14 protein-coding genes are annotated in these 20,144 nt (G+C 40.1%); 6 read left to right on the top strand and 8 right to left on the bottom strand.

Annotated elements, in window-relative coordinates:
- Positions 1-210 precede the first annotated feature (210 nt).
- From Q0791_RS13720 to Q0791_RS13695, 6 genes are all read left to right on the top strand, one after another.
- Positions 211-2,412 (top strand): type I secretion system permease/ATPase, encoded by a 2,202-nt coding sequence (locus Q0791_RS13720; protein ID WP_299007269.1) that lies wholly within the window; start codon positions 211-213, stop codon positions 2,410-2,412.
- A gap of 90 nt (positions 2,413-2,502) precedes the next feature.
- Positions 2,503-3,885, top strand: a complete 1,383-nt coding sequence (locus Q0791_RS13715) for an HlyD family type I secretion periplasmic adaptor subunit (RefSeq protein WP_299007267.1) — start codon at positions 2,503-2,505, stop codon at positions 3,883-3,885.
- A 78-nt stretch (positions 3,886-3,963) separates the two neighbouring features.
- A complete protein-coding gene (locus Q0791_RS13710) occupies positions 3,964-5,364 on the top strand; it encodes a TolC family outer membrane protein (RefSeq protein ID WP_299007265.1) in 1,401 nt (466 codons plus the stop codon).
- Positions 5,364-5,957 (top strand): OmpA family protein, encoded by a 594-nt coding sequence (locus tag Q0791_RS13705; RefSeq protein ID WP_299007263.1) that lies wholly within the window; start codon positions 5,364-5,366, stop codon positions 5,955-5,957. Before Q0791_RS13710 ends, Q0791_RS13705 begins: the two co-directional genes overlap by 1 nt.
- A 49-nt stretch (positions 5,958-6,006) precedes the next feature.
- Positions 6,007-6,663 carry a transglutaminase-like cysteine peptidase gene (locus Q0791_RS13700; protein WP_299007277.1) on the top strand — a complete coding sequence of 219 codons (657 nt, stop codon included), beginning with the start codon at positions 6,007-6,009 and terminating at the stop codon, positions 6,661-6,663.
- Entirely contained in the window at positions 6,660-8,585 is a 1,926-nt protein-coding gene (locus Q0791_RS13695) for an EAL domain-containing protein (RefSeq protein WP_299007261.1), read from the top strand. The genes Q0791_RS13700 and Q0791_RS13695 overlap by 4 nt, the downstream gene beginning before the upstream one ends.
- Positions 8,586-8,673: 88 nt before the next feature.
- Here Q0791_RS13695 and metF read toward each other — a convergent pair whose 3' ends face one another.
- The 8 genes from metF to mreC all read right to left on the bottom strand — a co-directional run bounded on the left by metF (position 8,674) and on the right by mreC (position 20,115).
- On the bottom strand, positions 8,674-9,567 hold the full coding sequence (gene metF / locus Q0791_RS13690) for a methylenetetrahydrofolate reductase (protein ID WP_299007260.1): 894 nt from the start codon (positions 9,565-9,567) through the stop codon (positions 8,674-8,676).
- Positions 9,568-9,945: 378 nt separating this feature from the next.
- Complete coding sequence (gene tldD, locus Q0791_RS13685) at positions 9,946-11,394, bottom strand: metalloprotease TldD (RefSeq protein WP_299007257.1); 1,449 nt, start codon at positions 11,392-11,394, stop codon at positions 9,946-9,948.
- Between the two features lie 52 nt (positions 11,395-11,446).
- On the bottom strand, positions 11,447-12,277 hold the full coding sequence (locus Q0791_RS13680; RefSeq protein ID WP_299007255.1) for a carbon-nitrogen hydrolase family protein: 831 nt from the start codon (positions 12,275-12,277) through the stop codon (positions 11,447-11,449).
- Between the two features lie 73 nt (positions 12,278-12,350).
- Positions 12,351-16,385 carry a YhdP family protein gene (locus tag Q0791_RS13675; protein WP_299007253.1) on the bottom strand — a complete coding sequence of 1,345 codons (4,035 nt, stop codon included), beginning with the start codon at positions 16,383-16,385 and terminating at the stop codon, positions 12,351-12,353.
- Positions 16,385-17,887, bottom strand: a complete 1,503-nt coding sequence (rng, locus tag Q0791_RS13670; RefSeq protein ID WP_299007251.1) for a ribonuclease G — start codon at positions 17,885-17,887, stop codon at positions 16,385-16,387. Before rng ends, Q0791_RS13675 begins: the two co-directional genes overlap by 1 nt.
- 199 nt (positions 17,888-18,086) lie before the next feature.
- Positions 18,087-18,695, bottom strand: a complete 609-nt coding sequence (locus Q0791_RS13665) for a nucleoside triphosphate pyrophosphatase (RefSeq protein ID WP_299007249.1) — start codon at positions 18,693-18,695, stop codon at positions 18,087-18,089.
- On the bottom strand, positions 18,695-19,183 hold the full coding sequence (mreD, locus tag Q0791_RS13660; protein ID WP_299007248.1) for a rod shape-determining protein MreD: 489 nt from the start codon (positions 19,181-19,183) through the stop codon (positions 18,695-18,697). Before mreD ends, Q0791_RS13665 begins: the two co-directional genes overlap by 1 nt.
- Positions 19,180-20,115 (bottom strand): rod shape-determining protein MreC, encoded by a 936-nt coding sequence (mreC, locus tag Q0791_RS13655; protein ID WP_299007246.1) that lies wholly within the window; start codon positions 20,113-20,115, stop codon positions 19,180-19,182. Before mreC ends, mreD begins: the two co-directional genes overlap by 4 nt.
- Positions 20,116-20,144: the final 29 nt, after the last annotated feature.

Raw genomic sequence — 20,144 nt, 5'->3', positions numbered from 1 at the left:
TTGTGCTCCATTTCTTGACCTCTTGTTAGAAACACAATGCAACAAGCGCTTATTGAATGATAGGCGCTTTCTTATATTCAACAGATTATCACTTGATCTCCCAGCTTGTTTTTGGTTATCCCTATTTTTAAAATTATTTCAGTAACTGGCAAACTGGCCTATTTTGACCAATACTTTTCACTCTGAAAGGTTATCAAGGAAAGTCATTCTGTGCCAGATGCGACGACAACACCAAATGAGCAGGAAAAACAAAGCAAACAATGGACCATTTCAGCTTCTCAACGGGTGACACAAGATCCTTTGCTCGACAGCTTAGTACTGATGACGGAATATTTTGGCTCACCTTGTTCCAGCGATTCGATGACAGCAGGCTTACCCCTTTCCGGCAGTGTATTAACTCCTGAATTATTTCCTCAAGCAGCCGCTCGAGCGGGACTATCAGCAAAACTTGCACGTAAAGGGCTGAATCAAATTCCCCCCATTTTAATCCCTTGTGTTTTACTCCTTAAAGATCACAAAGCCTGTCTACTCAGAGAAATCGATCACGAACAAGATAAAGCAACCATTCAGCTTTCTGAAACCGGTGGTCAAGAGGCCATGAGTATTGAAGAGCTGGAAACCTTGTATGTGGGTTATGTGTTTTTAATAAAACAAGAATATCGAGGTGATAAAAGCTTTAATTTGCACCTACATGAAACCCGCAGCCATTGGTTAATTCAAACATTAAAAGACTCAGCGCCCATTTATCGAGATGCCCTTATTGCATCGGTACTAGTGAACATTTTCGCACTAGTGTCCCCGCTTTTTGTCATGAATGTCTATGATAAAGTGGTCCCTAACCTCGCCTTTGAGTCTCTTTGGGTATTAGCCATTGGCGCAGGCATAGCCTATTTATTTGATTTCATTATGAGACAATTAAGAAGCTACTTGATTGATATTGCGGGGAAAAAAACTGATATTATTGTATCTTCACAAATTTTTGCTAAAGCCATTGGCATTCCACTGGAAAAACGCTCTCCTAGCGTGGGCGCCATGGCAAAACAAGTCAGTGAATTTGATAGTATTCGTGACTTTTTAACTTCTGCAACCATGACAGCCCTAGTTGATTTGCCTTTTGCCATCTTCTTTTTAATTGTTATTTATATTGTTGCCGGCGATCTTGCGTTTATTCCCCTTATAGGAAGTATCATCATTATTGTCTATACCTTGCTCATACAATCTAGATTAAAAGCAGCAATAGAAGAGAGTAATAAATTTCTCAGCCTCAAGCATGGTCATCTCATTGAATCACTCTCCTCTCTTGAGTCCATTAAATCCAGCGGCGCAGAAGGTATAGTACAAAAAAGCTGGCAACAAATGATAGGCCACACAGCCAACTGGCAATTAAAAACAAAAAAAATAACCACTTCAGTCACCAATGTGGCCACTTTCATCGTCCAATTTACCGTTATTTGTGTCGTCATTTTAGGTGTCTATCGCGTTGCCGATAATGCCATTTCCATGGGAGGGATTATAGCGGCGGTCATGTTATCGAGCCGCGCAATATCCCCTATGGCGCAACTTGCAGGACTCATGACCCGCGGCAACCATACAGCCAATGCAATGCGACAAGTCAATGAAATCATGACCCAAGAGGATGAGTTTGAAAATAAAGGGCATCTGGTCAGCCGACAGCGCATTATGGGGCAAATCGATGCTAATCATATCAGTTTCAATTACCCTGAATGTGAAAAGCCAAGCCTTCACTCTTTATCGTTAAAGATAAACCCTGGCGAACGAGTTGCGATAATTGGTCGTAATGGCTCAGGTAAAAGTACCCTCGCAAAATTATTAATTGGACTTTATAAACCCACTCAAGGTAGCTTACGCTACGATGGTCTAGATTCAGCTCAAATACACCCTAGCGATCTTAGACGTAATTTCGGTTATTTACCCCAAGATGTCACCTTATTTCATGGCTCCATTAGAGACAATATTCTGTTTGGAACACGTCAAGTTACCGAACACCAACTTATTAGAGCTGTTCAACTATCGGGGGTCAGCTTATTTACCGACCTTGAGTCTGAAGGCTTAGATCAACAAGTGGGTGAAGGTGGGCTCGCCTTATCTAGAGGGCAAAGACAAATTATTGCGTTAGCCAGAGCCACTTTAAATGATCCACCCGTATTATTAATGGATGAGCCTACTGCCAGTTTAGATGCGCGAGCTGAAAAACAATTTGTCAATGCAATGGAACATGTTTCCAAAGATCGTACCTTGATTTTAATCACGCATAAAATGCATCTGCTTAAATTAGTCGACCGTATTGTTATTCTCGATAATGGTCGCATTATTGCCGATGGTGCAAAAAAAGAAGTACTGAAAAAACTCAATGCCGGTACCCTTAACGCAGAAGCATCACATGAAAAATAATATCACGTACGCCAAACTATTTTTGCCTCCTCAACACTTGCTGTGTTCAAGGCTCATTCTTTCAAATACCTCCTTTATTGGGAGCACATCATGAGTAAGCAAATACACGCTAATGATTTAGACATGGTCGATGATGTTTATGGCGCTATGATGACTGAAGCCCCCTTCAGCCATAAACTGATTATTTGGGCGTTAAGTACATTATTTATTTGTTTTTTTATTTGGGCATACTTTTCTAATATCGATCAAGTCACGACAGGCTCAGGTAAAGTCATTCCGTCTTCTCAAATACAGCTCATTCAAAGCTTAGATGGAGGCATCTTACTTGAAATGAATGTCAAAGAAGGCATGATGGTAAAAAAAGGGCAAGCGCTTGCTCGCATAGATGCGACTCGATTCCGCTCTGATCTCGCCCAACAAGAACAAGAAGTATCCAGCCTACAAGCCAATATCATACGATTAGAGTCTGAATTAAATAGCATTGATATCGCCAGTCTCGCAACCGATTGGCGAGAACAAATTAAAATCACTCCTGAGCCTTTAGTTTTCCCTGAAACCATGATTAAAACTCATGCCAATATGGTAGAAAGCCAACGCCAAGAATATCAAAATAGACTCGATAACTTAAGTAACCATTTAGAAATTGAAACTCGAAAAATCCAGCAACGCCAACAAGAAGTGCAAGAGCTGGCATCAAAAATAAGAACCTTAACAAAAAGCTTTCAACTCATTAGTCGAGAGTTAGATTTAACCAAACCATTAGCCCAAAAAGGCATTGTTCCTGAGGTCGAGTTGCTCAAATTACAGCGAACCGTTAATGACATTCAAGGAGAGTTATCGACAATGAGGGGACTGCGTCCTAAAGTGAAAGCGATTCTCGATGAGGCTATTTTAACTCGCAGAGAACATGCTTATAATTTTATTGCGGATACTCGTGCAGAACTCAATGACTTACAATCAAGTTTACTTCGTATCAATGAAGCACAAGTGGGCACTCAAGATAAAGTCAGTAAAGCAGAAATTATCTCTCCCGTTAATGGCACCATTAAAAAAGTCAATATTAATACCTTAGGTGGAGTCGTAAAACCTGGGGAAGATATTATTGAAATTGTTCCCACTGATGACCAGCTGTTGATTGAAACGAAAATATTGCCCAAAGATATTGCATTCTTACATCCTGGTTTACCCGCCATCGTCAAAGTCACGGCCTATGATTTTACTCGATATGGCGGTTTAGAAGGCACAGTTGAACATATTAGTGCAGATACGACTCAAGATGAAGAAGGTAATAGCTTTTATTTAGCCATAGTCAAAACCAAGCAATCCAGCCTTAAAAAAGATGACGGCACTGTCATGCCTATCATTCCCGGAATGTTAACAACTGTCGATGTAATTACTGGGCAAAGATCCATTTTGGAGTACATACTTAATCCAATACTTAGAGCAAAAGATACAGCCTTAAGAGAACGCTAAGATGTAACTAAGGTGTAAATAGTACTGTAATAACAATATCGTTTCGCAAAGCGAAAAATAAACATGAGAGGGAGCCCTATGAAAAGCCTGTCAAGAATAATATTCAGCCCAAGTCTTATGGCTTTGGCTATAGGCAGTTTATTTACATCAGTATCATATAGCCAAACATTAGAACAAGCTGTGGCTTACACGTTGGAAAGTCACCCTGAAATTAGAATTGTCTTTAATCAATTTAAGGCTCGACAAGAACAAGTAAAACAAGCGGAATCAGGGTTTATGCCCACACTCGATGTCACTGGTGGCTTCGGCTTTGAAAGAACAGATAGTCCTGCAACACGTAATTTACACTCTGACGACCCAGCTGCATATCCTAATGATTATCTCGATCTTAATCGTGGTGAATTTGACATCAGTCTTCAACAAATTATCTTTGATGGTTTTTTTACCACCAGCGATGTTGACAGAAGTCGCTTTGAAGCCAGTGCAGAACAATGGGCATTATTTGCTGCCGCAGAAGATATGGCATTAGACACAGCAAAAGTCTACATTCAGTACATCCAATCGGAACAAGTACTGACATTAGCAGAAAAAAACCTCACTACGCATCAAAAAATTTACGATCAAATAAAACAAAGAACGAATTCTGGACTCGCATCAACAGCCGATTTATCCCAAATTACTGGACGACTCGCAAGAGCCAATGCCAATGTCGTTTCGGCAATGAACAATTTTTACGATGCAAAATCTGAATACATCAGTATTATTAACCTGCCACCTGAAAATCTAATCGTCCCTATACCTGATGCAGATTTATTACCAAGCGATCTCATCAATGGTATCGAAATCGCACAAGAACGTCACCCTATTTTAAAATCTGCTGCAAAAGATATTCAAGCTGCAGAATCAGCAAAAGAATCTGCACAATCAGGTTATTACCCAAAATTCACTCTGGAACTTGACGGAAGCTGGGATAATAACTTAGATGGTGTTAACGGGGACGTCAATGGTGTGCAAGGTTATTATAATGAACTCGTTGGCATGATAAGAGTAAAATATAATTTATTTGCTGGCGGCAAAGATCTTGCCACTGAAAAAGCTGCCGCTTATAACTTAAGTGAATCAAAAGAAGTCAGACAAAGAGCAGAACGTCAAATCGTTGAAAGTTTAAACCTTGCATGGAATGCTTATGAGTTGCTTACTCCGCAAAAAATGTTTATCAAAGAACATGTCATCGCAGCCAAAGAGACTCAGGAGGCTTATCAACAACAATTTAGCTTAGGTCAACGTACCTTATTAGATTTACTCGATACCGAAAATGAACTATTTGAAGCACGAAAAGATTATTTAACTGCTAAATATGACGAGATTATTTCACAATATCGCCTATTAAATGCCACAGGTCAATTACTCAGCTCATTACGTATCACTCGCCCTGAAGTCTGGTTTAGCGATAACCAATACCTACAAGGAAGTTACTAATGAAAAAATTAACTCTTTTGTTAACAATCTGTATGCTTACAGCGTGCTCCACTATTGACACTATGGATACTCCAACCCGTCAAGTCTATGATCTTGATGACCATGATGCGGATGGGGTTATCGAAGAGCGAGATCGTTGTAAGGATACCCCCTTAGGTGCAAAGGTCGACAATTATGGTTGCCCAGTTATTCAGCCAGTCCACCTAAGAAAAGAAGTTAAGATTCAATTTGCCAATGACTCTGCAGTCATTCCACCTGCTTTTTATTCTGAAGTGGAAGCTGTGGCTAAGCTGATGCAAACCTATCCCACAGCCAAAGCTACAGTTGAAGGTTATACAAGTCAAACAGGCTCCTACGAACATAACCTCGCTTTATCTAAAAAGAGAGCGTCTGCCGTCAGTGATTTATTATCAAGCAAATATGATATTGACCCTAATAGATTAACAGCTATAGGTTATGGTTACGATCACCCAATTGATCCTGATAATCCCAAAGCCGCAGTCAATAGAAGAGTGATTGTGGATATCAGTAGCAAGCATAAAGTCACTGATATGGATTGGCATATATACAGTGTCGATAAGAAAGCACAATGAACCTTTACCCTAATAGCATGATATGAATATAATCAGGGCCACTATCATCATGTTGCTTTTCCTTTTATATAGTCTACAAGCTTATACAAAAGTCAAGCAACTTGATGTCCCTAAAATCACTCAAGCATTAGAAGCCCATTATGGGCTCAAAGCCAAGCTGCGTGTCAAATCTTGGTTTAGGTTAATTGACCAAGCCAGAGGATTGGATGAGCTAGGTAAAATCATCAAAGTCAATCAATTTTTCAATCAATATACTTATATTACCGATATTAAATTATGGGGCCATACTAATTATTGGGCAAAACCATTGGAGTTCATTGGAGTCGGTGCAGGTGACTGCGAAGACTTCTCTATTGCCAAATACTTTACTTTGCTCTATTTAGGTGTATCTGAAGATAAACTTAGGCTGACTATAGTCAAAGCCCCTAAATTAAATCAAAACCATATGGTTTTATCTTATTATGAAACGGCATCATCAACCCCATTAGTACTGGATAATTTGGACTTAGATATTAAAGCTGCAACTCAACGGCCCGATCTTATTCCAGTATACAGCTTTAACGGTAGACAATTATGGTTAAATCAAGAGAAAGTACAAGGCGTACTCGCAGGCTCTTCCAATCAATTAACATTATGGAATGAGTTACAAAATCGTTTAGGTGTAGAACAACTTAATATTCCGATCCTAATATTGGAGCCGTTATGACACTCTTTCGACAAATCTATTCATTATTATTTATTTTATTTCTAATCCTTATACTCTGTATCAGTTATTTTCAGTTTTACGAAACTAAGTCATTTTTAACCCAGCAAATGCGATCTGATCTCAATAACACCAGCACTTCACTAGGATTAATGTTAGTCCCTGAATTAGAAGCTGGAAATACAGAACAAGTCAAAGCCTTAATTAGCACCTTATTTGAAGGGGGATACTACCAACAAATCACGTTAATTTGGCTGGTTGAAGGAGAGCAAGAGATATGGCGCAACCCATTAGAAATTAGAGATGTACCTAACTGGTTTGTTAAACTTAACTTGTTCCCCTCTATTACACAAGAAACCACAATCACATCCGGTTGGACCCAACTGGCAGAACTCGAAATTGTTGCTCATCCAGGCATTGGATATAACAAGCTTTGGCAAACCATGTCAAATTTATTCGTGACCATTTTTATTCTCTTCATACTTGCTCTTATTATTGCAAGAGTCAGTTTGAGTTGGTTATTAAAGCCCTTAAATAACTTGTCGATATACGCAAAAAATATTGCTAAAAGACAATTTGACCCTCAAATTGAATTACCTAAAACAACAGAGTTAAAAGAAGTCGTTGAAGCCTTTAATTCAATGTCTGTACAACTTAAAAAAGTGTTTACCTCTCTAGATAACGAAATATCAACCCTGAGAAGAACAAATTTAATTGATGATATTTCCAACCTTCCAAATAGACAATATTTAGTCAGCCGTTTGAATAGCTGGTTAAGTGAATCCAGTAGCGGTACTTTATTAATGGCTAAAATGGACTGGTTAGGGGATGTGCATAGTCAGCATGGTTATCAAGTTCGCGATCAAACGATCCGCCTATTAGCGAAAGAAATGCAACAACAATTAAATACGCTTACTCCTTGTGTGATAGCACGTATCGCGGCTTATGAATTTGCCTTTCTCGTCACAGATCTAGAACGTGATTTAGTCAATAAATATTTGCAAACACTCATTAGAACAATCAACCAAGAAATTTCTAAAGCGGGTTTTACCGCAAATGAAAAACTTGCCATAGGTATTGCCGAAAGAAGCGGGCAAGTCGGTGTTTCAGATATCCTTGCTCAGGCCGATAATGCTCTTCAAAGTGCCATCAAGCATAATAAAATTTTCTATTGGTATGAATCTCATCAACAGACACTTTACACTCAGGTTCAATGGCGAGAAAACCTAATTGCAGCTATCGATAATAAGCGTTTTAAATTTAGGTTGCAGCCGATACATGAGATGAAAACCCATGATATTCATCATAAAGAGCTTTTCTGTCAACTTTCAATTAACAATACTCTCATTCCTGCTGGACAGTTCATGCCCTATATTGAGCAATTATCTTTAGGCTCTGTACTCGATAAATGCTTACTTGGCACCTTACTAGACAAACAAGTCTTAACGCTCAATGAAGAACCTATTGTTATTAATCTGACCCATCAAAGCCTGAACGACATTGACTTTCATCACTGGCTTAATACTTTTCTTAAAAATGCCAAATGGGGACAAAAAGCCATTTTTGATATTCCTGAAGCCGCTGTATACAATAATTTCGACACATGCCAAGCATTATGTCAAATCATTCAAAACAATGATGCCCAATTTGGTATTGATCACTTTGGTCGTCAATTCGGCTCAATGTCTTACTTACAAAAGTTACGACCTCAATATGTTAAATTAGATCAATCATTCACTGTCAATGATGACAGTCAGCATAATATTGAACTCAGACGAGCATTAGTCAATATTGCCGCAGAACTTAATATTGAAGTCATCGCAACAGGCATTCAAAATAAAGAACAATTAAGTTATTTTAAGTCTCTTAATATTCAATACTATATGGGATTCATCTCTCCTCCTATAGACGTTACTTTTGAATAACATCTTTACCCATAGGAGTTATGTATGTTCAAACTTGAGTCACAGCTTGAAAGCATGATTATTTTCATGCTCTTAGTGAATAGTACTATTATGCTTTATTCGGTCTCACTCCAAGTGTATGGCAAATAGCATAGGTTAATTCAGCGCGATTTAAGGTATAAAAATGGAAATCTTTTACTCCTTCACGTGCTAATACCTTCACCATATCAATCGCCACATTGGCACCCACTAACTGGCGAGTCCCAGGATCATCATCAAGCCCTTCAAATTGTTGATGCAGCCAATTAGGGATCCCCACATTGGTCATGCCTGCAAAACGCTTCAACTGCTTAAAATTCGTCACAGGTAAAATACCTGGCACAATCTCAACATCAATACCCGCGGTGACGCAGCGATCACGAAAACGAAGATACGACTCCACATCAAAGAAGAACTGAGTAATAGCTCTATTTGCACCTGCATCAATTTTACGTTTTAGATGAATTAAATCCGCTTGTGCATTCGCTGCATCTGGATGCCCTTCAGGATAGGCCGCCACAGAAATATCAAAATCAGCCACAGAGCGTAATAAACGAACTAAATCATTAGCAAAACGCGTCGGTTTAGGACTGCCGTCAGGCAAATCACCGCGCAAAGCCACAATGTCACGAATTCCTGAATTCCAGTAATGTTTAGCCAATTCAATAAGCTCTTCATCACTGGCATCCACTAAGGTTAAATGAGGCGCAGCCACAAGTTGAGTTTCTTTCTGAATACGCTCAATCACACTATGGGTACGATCACGAACACCTGAATTCGCGCCATAGGTAACAGATACAAATTTAGGATTTAAAGGCGCTAGCCTTCTAATAGAGTTCCAAAGAATGGTTTCCATTTCAGGCGTCGAAGGAGGGAAGAATTCAAAAGAAACATTAATATCACCATTTAGCTCAGATAAGCTTTGGTTTAATGAAGTTGCATGTTGTGCATGATGAAAAGCCATAAATAATTCCCTCAAGTTCTAAATGGACGTTTGGACGTCTATATGTCCACATACTAGAGAAACTCCCCGTGAAGTCAAGCCATAAAAAACACTCTATTTGTATTTTTATGACTTTCCAAATAGCTTAGCTATGATCTGAGAGTTTATCCTGCCTTATTGTTGAAACTAGGTTAATTTTAATAATTTTAAATATAATAAAAGTTAAAAAAGGGATATCTGCTAGAAGAGCTGAACTATCACTTCAATGATATAGCGATAAGGAAAGGTAAAAATTTAAAACAGAATAAAAGTGAAAATCATAGACAAAGAAATGATGGTTATGAAGCAATACTTATCCCCATGACTTCAACTTGAAACATCATGGGGATGAAAGTAATACTAAGCTGTACCACCGACGGTTAAAGAATCTAATTTTAAGGTTGGTTGCCCAACTCCCACAGGGACACTTTGTCCATCTTTACCACACACTCCCACACCTTTATCTAACGCAAGATCATTACCTACCATAGAAATTTGCCCCATAGCTTCTGGCCCATTACCAATCAGAGTCGCCCCTTTGATGGGCTGAGTAATTTCACCCTTCTCAATTAAATAAGCTTCTGAAGCTGAAAACACAAATTTCCCTGACGTAATATCCACTTGCCCACCACCAAAGTTAGGTGCATAAATGCCTTTTTCAACCGATTGAATAATGGCTTGAGGATCTGAGTTTCCAGCTTCCATATAAGTATTTGTCATGCGTGGCATAGGCAAATGTGCATAAGACTCTCGGCGACCATTTCCCGTCGATACCTCTCCCATCAGGCCCGCATTCAATTTATCCTGCATGTAACCTTTTAAAATACCGTCTTCGATTAACACTGTTTTTTGAGTGGGTACACCTTCATCATCAATACTTAAGGAGCCACGGCGATTGGCAATAGTGCCATCATCCACAACAGTCACAAGGGATGAGGCAACTTGTTGACCCACTTTACCGCTAAACGCACTGCTACCTTTACGATTAAAGTCACCTTCTAAACCATGGCCAACAGCTTCATGTAGCAAGACTCCAGGCCAACCCGCCCCCAATACCACGGCCATTTCCCCTGCTGGCGCATCGATGGCACGCAAACTTACCTGTGCCTGACGTACCGCTTCTTTAGCAAAATGAAAACAGTATGGCAGTCCTGTATCGTCTTCTTGCATTAATACATCATAGGCATGTCGACCACCGCCGCCAGCACTGCCTCGTTCGCGCTTTCCATTCTCTTCTATAATCACACTAACATTAAATCGCACTAAAGGACGAATATCTCCCGCAAGAGTACCATCACTTGCGGCCACTAAAATCTCTTCATACACACCTGATAAACTCACAACCACTTGGCTGATGCGCTCATCTAAACTACGAACATAAGCATCGGCTTGCTTTAATAAATTAATTTTTTTCGCTTCTTCCATACCAGCAATAGGATCGTCGCTGGTATATTGTACGGTCGCACTTTGTCGTTGCCATGCCTTCACTTGTGCCTGCTCACCTGCCAATGCAATGCCTCTTGCGGCATTAACTGAAGCGGTTAATGCTGCAGGTGTAATTTCATCGGCATAAGCAAAACCCGTTTTTTCCCCGGTAATAGCCCGAATGCCCACACCTCTTTCGATATGAAAGCTCCCCTCTTTAACGATGCCATCTTCTAACACCCAAGATTCGTTACGTGCGCCTTGAAAATACAGATCAGAAAAGTCTACCTTATGCTGATGTATCTTCTTAAGGTAATGTTGCAAATCATCAATGGATAATCCATCTTGCAATAAACTTTGTCCAACTTGTGTTAAAAATGGCATTCATTTCTCTCTTTAAGCCTTATTCATTTGGCTTGGTAAGGTAATTTCAGAATTATTCAATCAATTGAGGTTCAACAAAACGGTTATGTGCCGCTACAGGTATTTTTTGACGAATATCATTAAGTTGTGATTTATCTAACGTGGCTTGTACCCAGCCGCAATCGGCCTCTTTTTGAGCAAGAATACGTCCCCAGGGATCCACTATCATACTTTGTCCCCATGTTTCACGCCCACCATCACAAGCTCCCCATTGATTTGCTGCCAACATAAAACATTGAGTTTCAATCGCTCTAGCTTGCACTAACGTTTGCCAATGAGCTTCTCCAGTCACTTTAGTAAAAGCAGAAGGCAGTGCAATCAGTTCCGCACCGGCCAAGCGCATCGCTCTAAAAAGCTCTGGAAAGCGTAAATCATAACATATCGCTAAACCTATTTTTCCAAAAGGTGTTTCAACGACACTGATTTTATTACCGGGGAAAAAAGTATCACTTTCTCGATAAGTTTTCGTGCCATCACTGACTTCAACATCAAATAAGTGTAACTTGTCATAATTCCCTAATGCTTGCCCCCTATCATTAAACAAATAACTGCGGCTATACATTCGACCATCATGAGCCAAAATAGGGATCGTGCCAGCAATTAAATAAACCTGATATTGTTTTGCCATGTTTGCTAATGCCGCAACTAAAGGGCTCTCATCTGCTGCTTTCGCGATCTTTTTTTGTTCACTCTCAAGGCCACCAAATAACAAACAAGCTTCAGGAAGAACAACCAGTTGAGGCTCACTGGCAATGCGAGGAAGCAGCGCAAGTTGAGAGCGAATAAAATCCAGATTGGCTTGAACATTCGCGCCACTTTGGCATTGTAATAAGTTTATTTGCATGACGCTTCACCCTTAATAATCGCTGACTTTCCATTATACTCGAGATACGCTTAGAAACGAATGCGCTAGATTTTTATTCATTAACCTGTGTCGGTGTTTTTGATTCAGTCACAGGCTCCTTTGCAGGTTCAGTCACTGTGGCTTTATCTTTACTGGCTTTATCTTGCGCCGCTTTAGAGTCTGATAACACAGATTTAGGAATTTGGATCTCTTTACTTTTACGCGGTAATTCTGTCAATTTAGGCTTAGACATGGTGCCTGTCACTCTAAAGCGCAATTCAGAGATCACTTCAATGACAGGCTCTAGCACTTTTGTCAGCACAAATGCCCCCAAGCCAAAGGTCCAGCCCCCCGTCGTTAACAAGACAACCGTTGGTACGCTAGAAGCTAACTTTGGCATAAACTTAATGTCATAATTAATATTTTCATTCAATAAGTTCGTATAACCTCTGACTTTCATATCACCTGCAATTGCTTTCATTTCAGTATTGGTGGTTTTCGCCACGCCATTATCAATATTCAAGGTGCCTTTAAAAGAATCAAAATAAAGTCCTTTTCCAAACACATCCGAAAAATCTAACGTCAACTTACGTAAAATAGAATCTAAACTAAAAAGCGATAAAATTCTGGCCCCTTTATCACTGACCTCTGTTAAATGGCCCTTACCTAACTTAAAGTTAATTTTCCCGCTTAATGTATCAAGACTAAACGCATAGGGTGCGCCTATCCAAGCCAAGGTTGCCTCCATAGATAAAGGCGCATCTTTCAATCCAGGATCTATGCCTAATACGTTTGATACCGCATCAAACTTCTTCGCTGTGAGCGTTAATTTAAGCCGCGTTTTATTTTGATCTTTATAATACCAAGCACCGTGACCTTCTAATTGAATATCTGGCGTGGATAAGGACAATGTTTGAATTTGATAGGCATTTTCTATTGGCGTTGCCTGCAACACGAGTTGACCTAATTGTTTCCCTCCCACTCGAAAATCGGCAGCATTAATGGCTAAAGGCGGTAGAGTAAAGGGATCCACCTTTTCAACCTCATCAAGACTCGCTGAAACACTTGAGTCTGCCGCCTTCTTTAAAGACGCATGCTGAACATCTGACTTGATATTGGGATCCGTATCTTTAGTCAAATTTTGCAGGTACAAAGTTTGCGCTGCAATTTTCAACCCTTGCTCGCGCCAATTGGGATAAAAGTCCACATAACCTGTAAATTGATCAGAAGTGGCCTTTAAACGCCAAGCATTTTCAACCGCAAATGACGTAAACTGAACATTGTCCACTTCATGCCCAAGAAAATCTAAACGAGCAATATTGCCAGTAATTAAATTAAGTTTTGGAAATAAGGGCCTTTTTAATGATAAGTTAGCCTCTTTCTTTTGCTTATCTGAATCCTTCTCTTCATTTTGATCATCACCAATAAATTTCTTAATGATGGGATCCCACTGGATAAAATTCGCTTTATCCAGCGCTAACTGTAAATGCCCCTTGTTCCGCTGCAGCGTATCACCGGGTTGAAATAAGCGCCCTAACAATAAATCATAGGAAGCCAAAGAGGCCTCTCCTTTTGGATCAAAGTCAAACGCTCCCCAAAACTCAGATTGCTTACCCACTTTAACACCAAGAGAAAGTTGTTTATCATCACCAATAATTTCAGCCGATAATGCTCTTTTCTGTTGCTTCTCTTTATGAAATTGTCCCGGTAGTAATAGTTCTGTTCCGACTAAATCTGAATAAAGATGCCCTTGTAAACTGTATCCCACGTCATCAAAAGCCAGTAATAACCCGCCAGTCCAATCTAAGGTTCCACGATAATAATCGCTCAATGGGTTATTCAATTCTGACGATAATGTACCAAGCTGCCAATGCCCGTTAAAATCGACATTCACCGCGTACTTCTTATGCTGATTTCCCGTATAAAAATCAAAACTCACTGGCTGATTATACAAAGTGGCAGAAATATTTTTGCCTGTAACCACCTCATTTTTAAATTGGATCTCTCCTGTCACATCGGATAATTGAATGCCCGGCTCTGAAACATACACAGGATTATTCTTAAAATTGACCGTCCCTTTAATGATTTCATTATCTTTACCATATAATGGGATTGATAAATCTAATGCACCAGTAATCTTACCCTCAACATTAAGTACTTTAAGCGTTTCACCCACAGTATTAGACAAAGGAGATTGATTGATCACTTGTTCAGCGGCTTTTGCCTGTGTCGATAAGGTCGACTGAATCCCTAACACAGGTTTATCCATTAAATTATCAATCGAAACATGGGTTCCCTTAGCGGGAACACCTAATAAGTCACCTTGTTTTACCCACAGATCCATGGCTGCATTTTCAAATAAAGCATATAAAGAGAGATCTGTTATTGCGGGCCAATCTGACTGAAATAGATAAGTCCCCTGCTTTAAATTAAAGCCTGCTTGAAACATACCACTATGATCATTGTAAGGATAATCGTTCAATGCCCCTTGCCAGATCACCACACCATTTTCAGCTTTTCCGCCTTTTAGCGCACCTTTTAAATAATCAACGACATCATGACCCATCGCCTCTATTGGAAAATAGTGATTGGCATTTCGAATATTATTAACAGAGACATTTGCCAGCAGTCCCAGCGTCACTTGATCTTGAAACGCCATTTTAGCGACAGCTTTCAAGGACAGATCATCATTTTTCAATGACACATCAGGAAGAATAAGGCTCATGGTATTCCAATCAAATTTGCCAATAATCTCATTTCCCTTAAACGTTAAGGGCGCTGTGAAATTACTCTTAAAATTTAGAGAATAATCTTGTGAAGGCAGTGAAAAATACACTTGTTTATTTTTTGATATTAACGTCAAATCAAGGGGGGTTGAACTTGGAATATTCCCAGCCCCTTGCCAAGCAAGTCCTGTGGCATTCAAGCTTATTTGCGGCGAGCTGTCTTCTTGTTGATACAAGCGTAAATCTTTCAACTTGCCTTCTGGTGCCATCAATTGCCATGTATCCAATGTGTCTTTATTTAACTGAGGCAATAAAGGCAACAGAGGTTGTAACAGCCCAATATCAATTTGATTTAAATAAGCATAGGTATTGCCTTGAACTTCTTTAGCACCCAGCTTCAACATAGGCCAAGCTTGATTATTACTTGAAAACGCTAAATCGCTACTGGTTAATGTCCAGCCTTCTGGGGTTCTTTGCCAAGCTATTTGGCCTTTTTCAATCGTAAAATCTTGCTCTTCTTTATTTAAATACCAAGTGAGCCAACTTGGTTTAAAATTCACTTCAGCGGACTGAATGTTTCGATGCGCAATCCCCACCCAAGCCTCAAGGTTAACCGCCCCTTTAAGGTGCATTCTTTGCTGAGGATTAAATCTCGCTGGCTGCCTTGACGCCCAATGACCAACATCAAGACTATTTGTAGCAAGATACAACTGTCCAACCAAACTATCAGGTCGATAACCATTCCCTTCTAAGGCCACATTTAATGACAAACTTTCGGCCACGGAACCATTATCATCAAGATAAACAAGGCCTTTTCCCAAATGTTTTTTATCTCGATTTACCCATGCCAAATCTTTAATATATATAGGGTTATACTTATGAGAATGACTTTCAAGTGTCAGGCTTGCATCTCTGACAGTAAAACGCTCAAGTTGCTCCAATAATAACCCATAAAGCCAAGTGGTATCGGCAGCGTCTTGAGCATTCCCCTTTAGTGCATCAAGATCCAATGTCACATCAATACCATCAAAAATAACGGTTTCAATTTGTGGGCTTAAATTTAACAAACTCTGCCAAAAATCAAGCTTGATATGCGCCTGAGCAACCGAAAAGGTTAAAGGAAGATTTTTTTGTTTAGGTAACACAAGATCAGTCACAGTCAATGCCGGCCCAAACGCCCGCCACCGAGAATGAAGCTGCCCAACCTCCACTTTCACTTGATAGGTCTGTTCGACATAATCGACTAGCTCAGCTCTAACTTGATCTAACTCGGGCAATAATCCTCGAATTAAACTCACCAGAAGCGCAAATAAAACCAAAAGCGCTGCTAATGAAAGCCAGCAAAAACGCAGCACTTTTAACGGAGCAGAGAAAGGAAACACTACATTATCACCACATCAAATTTATTTTGAGCATATAAAGGTTCACTTTGTAGTTTAACTCTTTTTCCAACATATATTTCTAATTCGGCCAAAAAATGACTTTCGTCCTCTTTTAAGGTGTTATAAACAGCCGGAGCACAATACACTAAAAATTCATCAGCATCATAAGTTCGATTTAAGCGAATAATCTCTCTAAATATTTCATAAGAAACGGTTTCTACAGTTTTTAAACTTCCGGTACCAAAACACGAAGGACATTCACCACAAAGCACATGCTCTAAACTTTCACGGGTTCGTTTTCGCGTCATCTCCACTAAACCTAAACCCGAAAAACCACTAATACTGGTCTTAACCCTATCTAAGGATAGTGCTTGCTCTAAGCTAGTTAATACTCGATTTTTATGCGCTTTATTCTGCATATCAATAAAATCGATAATAATAATCCCTCCCAGATTACGTAGCCTTAATTGACGAGCTATGACCTGAGTCGCTTCTAGATTAGTATTAAAAATGGTTTCTTCAAGGTTGCGGTGCCCAACAAAAGCACCCGTATTAATATCAATCGTTGTCATGGCTTCTGTTTGATCTATGATCAAATATCCACCGGATTTAAGTTCAACTTTTCGACCTAAAGCGCGCTGAATTTCATTTTCCACATCATAAAGATCAAAAATAGGCACTGTGCCCGAATAATTTTCTAATTTATCGGCAATTTCAGGCATAAATTCTTGAGTGAAATTTTGCAATTCAGCAAAGGTTTGGCTAGAGTCCACTTGTACCCTATCCAACGCTGTTCCAACAAAATCGCGCACGATCCGCACAGGTAAAGCAAGATCTTGATAAAGTAAAGAAACGCCAGGGCGTTTACGTCGCTCACTGACTTTAGCCCAAACCCGCCTTAAAAAAGCAGCATCTTGTACTAGCTCAGTTTCACCTGCATTTTCCGCCGCGGTACGAATAATGAAACCACCGTTTTCATCGACAAAAGGCTCAGTGAGGCCCTTTAATCTAGCACGGACTTTCGCTGATTCTATTCGTTGAGAAACGCCAACATGGCAAGCTCCGGGCATAAAAACTAAATAACGAGAGGGCAGAGTGATATCCGTTGTTAATCGCGCACCTTTAGTGCCAATCGGATCTTTAATCACTTGAACAATAACGGCTTGGCCAGGCCTCACTAATTGGCGAATATCTTGCACTGCAAAATGATCTTTATCGGTATCCGCCACACATTCTGTATGAGGAACGATATCTGAGGCATGCAGAAAAGCAGCCTTATCCAACCCAATATCCACAAACGCCGCCTGCATTCCCGGTAATACTCGGCTCACTTTGCCTTTGTAAATATTGCCGACAAGTCCTCGTTTCATACGCCGCTCGATATGGACTTCTTGTAAGATACCATATTCAACTAATGCCACTCGAGCTTCTGTAGGAGTCACATTTATCAGCAATTCGGATCCTATCTTTCCATGTACTGGCTTACTTATGATACGGCCCATTTCAACACTCACTTAAGTCATTCTTTTATATACCCAAGTCATTCAGGTACTGAATTAGCGCTCTTCTGGCACTAAACAATGTAATAACACAAAAACAAAATGATAAAGTTAAATACTGAAAAGTGCCTCTATTGACCACTCAGTATTCACTTCTTAGACTTTAATTAGATGATTGAATATGATAAATGTTCCCTCAATATCATCTCATTAATTGGATTTCTTTAAGCAAATCACGGGTTTCAACTAAAGGTAAACCAACAACAGCAGAATAACTTCCGTCAATACTGGAGACAAAATTCCCCCCCATACCTTGAATGCCATAAGCCCCTGCTTTGTCCATAGGTTCACCCGTGGCAATATAAGATTCGATATCCCATGTCGATAAGGCACAAAAATTGACTCTTGTTTTCACTAAACGTGTGATGGTTTTTATGCCATCGGTGATCGCAATGGCCGTAAACACCTCATGCTCATGATTGGATAGCGCTTGAAGCATCTTTTTAGCATCATCTTCATCGATAGGCTTACCTAAAGCCACATTGTTCAATACCACCAGAGTATCTGAGCCCAGAAAATGTACATAAGACGCCTCGGGAAAACGAGATTCAGAGCGAGCAAGTAACCAAGCTGCATGGGCTTTTTCACAGGCTAAACGTAACACCAATGCATCTGGTGCTTCTTCTGGCTTGGGCGTTTCATCAATATCTGTGGGCAGAACTGAAAACGAAACATCAGGCTCACTAAAAAGGAGCTGAGTCAGTAACTGTTTTCGCCTAGGTGACGCAGAAGCTAACACTAACGCTTTCATTATCTAACCTTATACTTACGTCTCATACGACGCAAAATCCAAAAAACCCATACCCATAGAAATAAGCTTGATACGGCAGGAAAAAGCAAACTCAATTCAAATTTAGCGCCATCCACCACAAATTGTAGCCAAAACACAACAAGTTGATAAACCGCGACTTCGGCAGCTACAAATAATGACTGTTGCCATATCGGAAAATTACGTAATCGCTGAAAATGTAATACCACGCCATAGATCACTATTGACATTCCCAGTGAGCGGAGCCCAAGTGTCGCCCCCAGCAGAATATCCAACAGCAACCCCAGCACCCATGCAGTTAAAATGTTATATCTGTGTGGCAAGGCCATGGCCCAATATGTCATCACCAGCAATAACCAATCCGGTCGCCATACAGCCACTCCTTCTGGTAAAGGCATAATTTGAAATAACATCGCCACTAAAAAACTCAACCAAACGACCCAACGTCCATTTGGCAAATGTAAGCTCATTGGTTCACCTCAGAATCTTGTTTAACCGATGCAGCTGAGTCACTTGATGGTTCCGTGTCTGCTAACGCCTTATTTAAATCATTTGAATCTATATTGCTTTGCTCAAGAGCCACTTCATCATTAGGATCTGGCCATAACAATAATAAATAACGAATACGGTCTAATGCCGCTAAAGGTTGAGCCGTCACGGTAGCATAACTTTTTCCATCATCCTTAATGACACTCATGACCCTTGCCACTGGATACCCTTCAGGAAATCGCTTACCCAGTCCTGATGACACTAATAAGTCCCCGACTCGAATATCGGTGCTTTTTGATACATACCTCAGTTCCAACTCATCTAATACGCCTGTGCCATTAATGACAAAGCGTGCATCATTACGGGTTAAGCGTACGGGAATCGCATGAGAGACATCGGATAATAATAATACTCGACTGGTTAACTCACTGACTTGCGTGACTTGCCCTACCACCCCTTGCGCATCCACAACGGGTTGACCCACAAACACACCGCTCTTTTTACCTCTATTGAGCACAACATATTGATGAAAAGGATCGCTCGCCACTTCCATGACTTCTGCAACCATTTTTTTCGCATCCATATGTACGGGAGAGCCCAATAAAGCTCTTAAGCGTTCATTTTCTTGACGTAAGAACTCGAACCTCTGTAAACGTTCGCTCATTAACAGCTGCTTTCTTAATAAGGTCTTGTTCTGTTTAGCCAACATATTTCTTGTGGCCAGATTCTCCGCCGAAATATCGAGTAATTGACCAGGAAAACTGGCCACATATTGCAAAGGGCTCAATAAGGAAGAAAGGGCATCGCGAGCAGGATCGAGTCTATCGTTAGCGACAAGTAAAATCACTGACAGTATCACTGCCAATGTCAGTCTAAATTGATTGGAAATGCCACGAACAAAAATAGGCTTCATAAGATCACTAAGGCGGGGTTAACCGCCTA

The sequence above is a fragment of the uncultured Shewanella sp. genome (assembly GCF_947495455.1).
Lineage (GTDB): Bacteria > Pseudomonadota > Gammaproteobacteria > Enterobacterales > Shewanellaceae > Shewanella.
The sequence above is the reverse complement of the archived record's forward strand: the minus strand, read 5'-3'. Positions and strand labels throughout refer to the sequence as shown.

Excerpts from the sequence above, each read along its gene's own strand:
- Q0791_RS13715 (WP_299007267.1), top strand. The coding sequence starts at position 2,503 with ATGAGTAAGCAAATACACGCTAATGATTTAGACATGGTCGATGATGTT.
- Q0791_RS13710 (WP_299007265.1), top strand. The coding sequence starts at position 3,964 with ATGAAAAGCCTGTCAAGAATAATATTCAGCCCAAGTCTTATGGCTTTG.
- Q0791_RS13705 (WP_299007263.1), top strand. The coding sequence starts at position 5,364 with ATGAAAAAATTAACTCTTTTGTTAACAATCTGTATGCTTACAGCGTGC.
- Q0791_RS13700 (WP_299007277.1), top strand. The coding sequence starts at position 6,007 with ATGTTGCTTTTCCTTTTATATAGTCTACAAGCTTATACAAAAGTCAAG.
- Q0791_RS13695 (WP_299007261.1), top strand. The coding sequence starts at position 6,660 with ATGACACTCTTTCGACAAATCTATTCATTATTATTTATTTTATTTCTA.
- metF (WP_299007260.1), bottom strand. The coding sequence starts at position 9,567 with ATGGCTTTTCATCATGCACAACATGCAACTTCATTAAACCAAAGCTTA.
- tldD (WP_299007257.1), bottom strand. The coding sequence starts at position 11,394 with ATGCCATTTTTAACACAAGTTGGACAAAGTTTATTGCAAGATGGATTA.
- Q0791_RS13680 (WP_299007255.1), bottom strand. The coding sequence starts at position 12,277 with ATGCAAATAAACTTATTACAATGCCAAAGTGGCGCGAATGTTCAAGCC.
- rng (WP_299007251.1), bottom strand. The coding sequence starts at position 17,887 with ATGGGCCGTATCATAAGTAAGCCAGTACATGGAAAGATAGGATCCGAA.
- Q0791_RS13665 (WP_299007249.1), bottom strand. The coding sequence starts at position 18,695 with ATGAAAGCGTTAGTGTTAGCTTCTGCGTCACCTAGGCGAAAACAGTTA.
- mreD (WP_299007248.1), bottom strand. The coding sequence starts at position 19,183 with ATGAGCTTACATTTGCCAAATGGACGTTGGGTCGTTTGGTTGAGTTTT.
- mreC (WP_299007246.1), bottom strand. The coding sequence starts at position 20,115 with ATGAAGCCTATTTTTGTTCGTGGCATTTCCAATCAATTTAGACTGACA.